The sequence below is a fragment of the Shewanella sp. SM101 genome, assembly GCF_025654465.1.
Classification (GTDB): Bacteria; Pseudomonadota; Gammaproteobacteria; order Enterobacterales; family Shewanellaceae; genus Shewanella; species Shewanella oncorhynchi.
Genome location: NZ_JAKKRH010000109.1, coordinates 1 through 2,127, shown reverse-complemented (window position 1 = coordinate 2,127; position 2,127 = coordinate 1). Strand labels below are relative to the sequence as shown.

General features: G+C 38.8%; 3 protein-coding genes and 1 pseudogene. 1 reads left to right on the top strand and 3 read right to left on the bottom strand.

Annotated features, from left to right (window positions below; all coding sequences use genetic code 11):
* Both L5M38_RS24025 and L5M38_RS24020 read right to left on the bottom strand, forming a co-directional pair.
* Window positions 1-173, bottom strand: a 173-nt coding sequence (locus tag L5M38_RS24025; protein ID WP_263148818.1) for a transposase, incomplete at its 3' end; no start/stop codon positions are given.
* Between the two features lie 543 nt (window positions 174-716).
* Window positions 717-1,307 carry a hypothetical protein gene (locus tag L5M38_RS24020; protein ID WP_263180534.1) on the bottom strand — a complete coding sequence of 197 codons (591 nt, stop codon included), beginning with the start codon at window positions 1,305-1,307 and terminating at the stop codon, window positions 717-719.
* 27 nt (window positions 1,308-1,334) lie between these two features.
* On the opposite strand from L5M38_RS24020, the pseudogene L5M38_RS24655 reads away from it, so the two are divergent.
* Window positions 1,335-1,882, top strand: a pseudogene (locus L5M38_RS24655) (EAL domain-containing protein); the annotation flags it as partial.
* Between the two features lie 33 nt (window positions 1,883-1,915).
* On the opposite strand, the gene L5M38_RS24015 reads toward L5M38_RS24655, so the two are convergent.
* A partial coding sequence (locus L5M38_RS24015; protein ID WP_263163063.1) for a transposase occupies window positions 1,916-2,127 on the bottom strand: 212 nt, incomplete at its 5' end.

Below are 2,127 nucleotides of genomic sequence, written 5' to 3'. Positions count from 1 at the left end.
GGTGTGCCACCCTGGCGTTCTAGTTTTAACTGTCTCACCCATTTATCCATAGTGGACTTACCTACGTTCATCGCCTTTGCAGCTTCGATGATGCTATGGTTTTTATCGAGGACTAATTGGGCTGCTTCAAGTTTGAATTCAGCACTAAATGTTTTTCTGGTTGTCGATCTCATGTGTTCACCTAAAGTCATCTACGAGGTAATAATATCACCTCTATTTAGGTGGCCAAAATTAGTGTGCCACTACAGATTTAGATAGAAGAAAAATTCGTGGTTTGTCTATAAAAGAGTACCTAAAATCATGTCGTCAGAGCTACCCAAAAAAGGAAGGGCAGAATTGGTGGCTCATTTATCAATTAAAGACATTAGATGCTGTTGTGTTCTTTCGTAGAGATTTTAAGTCATATAGGCTTCTAGATGGGAAAGGTAAATATCTTGAATTTGGAAACATCATAGAATTAGGAGATTACGTACGTGAAAGAATCTAAAAGCACTGCGGGGGYTGGCTGTCTAGGAGCTGTTCACCGTGGTTCTAGACAGTTGCTATGATATTACCAAGTCATCAGCATTGTAATGGTCAATAATCTGTGGGTATTGACACGCACACCAAGAACCTTGCCCAATATGTGTCCCGCATCAATATGCGCCTACAAAGTTGAGGGATGGATATACAAACAAAATTATGCCGAGGATGTTTAATAACCTCYTCGGCATTTATTATTTAAGAGATAGTGGTTTAAAATCAAGAAGGGAACTATCAAACTCCACAGACAACAATTTATYTTTGAAAGCTTCKGATATTATTATATTAAATGCACCACCCCACTCATACAAACRAAAGGCGTCTAAGTTTTCAGGTATTTTGTCCTTATAGACAACTGGTTCAATAAAAAATCGCCCACGCTTTGATTCCCAAACTTTTGGAATGTAGCCCAGAGGCCAGCGTTCAATTTTAGAACATTCCCAATCAACGCAGTCAGTATAATTAAATACATGCATCAACACATACTTTAAATTGTTATGCCTATTTATAAATGGTATTAACTGGACACCACTAACATTAATATCGTCCTCAAAAAAGACATCCTCATTAAACGCCAATAACCTGGTTCCAACCGAGACCACCGGAGGTGATTTACCTTCTTTTAAGGCATTGAAATATAAAACACCTTTGAATCCAGATTGAATCGCAGATAGTTTCACATCACTTAATTCATTTCCTTCGCCATCTATAAAAAATGAACTAGGATTCATATAATTCATCCATTTTTTACTTTCCGAATTTATACCTAATTTATAGTAATTCATTACTTGTTAACCTTCGTCAATATGTTAGTGCCAGCAGTAGTATCATTAAACTAGGATCCYATCTCTAAGCGCGGCGCCGCCTTCATTAAAGAAGGGAGATATTTATTAGACTCCTTTGTACAGCCGAATGTGTTTCCCAGCGCTGTTATCAATGTCGCTTTATCCATAACTGGCAACACGATCCCTGAATCACTCGAGTTTATAAAAAATAAGGTGATAACACTAGATTCTGAAGAGCACAATTTTTCAGTGTTATTAGAAATGTCCCCCGCATTTTTCTGGCATTTCTTATGGATATTTCTGGCCATTTCATGGCCAGTTAGCATCGTCTTACTTACGGGTTCTATCCTATTTGTACTCGATTCAAGAGTTACTCGCCATTCCCTCACCGATGACATTGTAGTGGAATAGAGAAAGAAGAGTTTTTCTTAGYTTATCAGCCAGTGATGTGCCGAGAAAGGTAAAGCTAAGGGAGTCGAGGCATTAGTACGTTGGCAGCMCCCGCAAATGGGCTAGTGCGGCCTGATTTGTTGATTCCCATTGCCGAAGAGGACAAATTAATTGTTCCATTAACTAGGGTCTGTTGATCTTTGCTGTACAAATGTTGTTCAGCAATACATCGGCAGCCACATTAACATAAACGCCAGTGACACCATACTGGCGTAATTTCTTGCTAGCTTGTCATATCTTGTTGATATTGCTCGATAGTGCTTAATTCTTCCAAAAGCATTCTCCACTAAATGTCGATACCGATATAAGCACCAATCGACTCTTTCTTGAGGTGTATTCTTATAGCGGCGCCTTGGAATAACAGATTTCC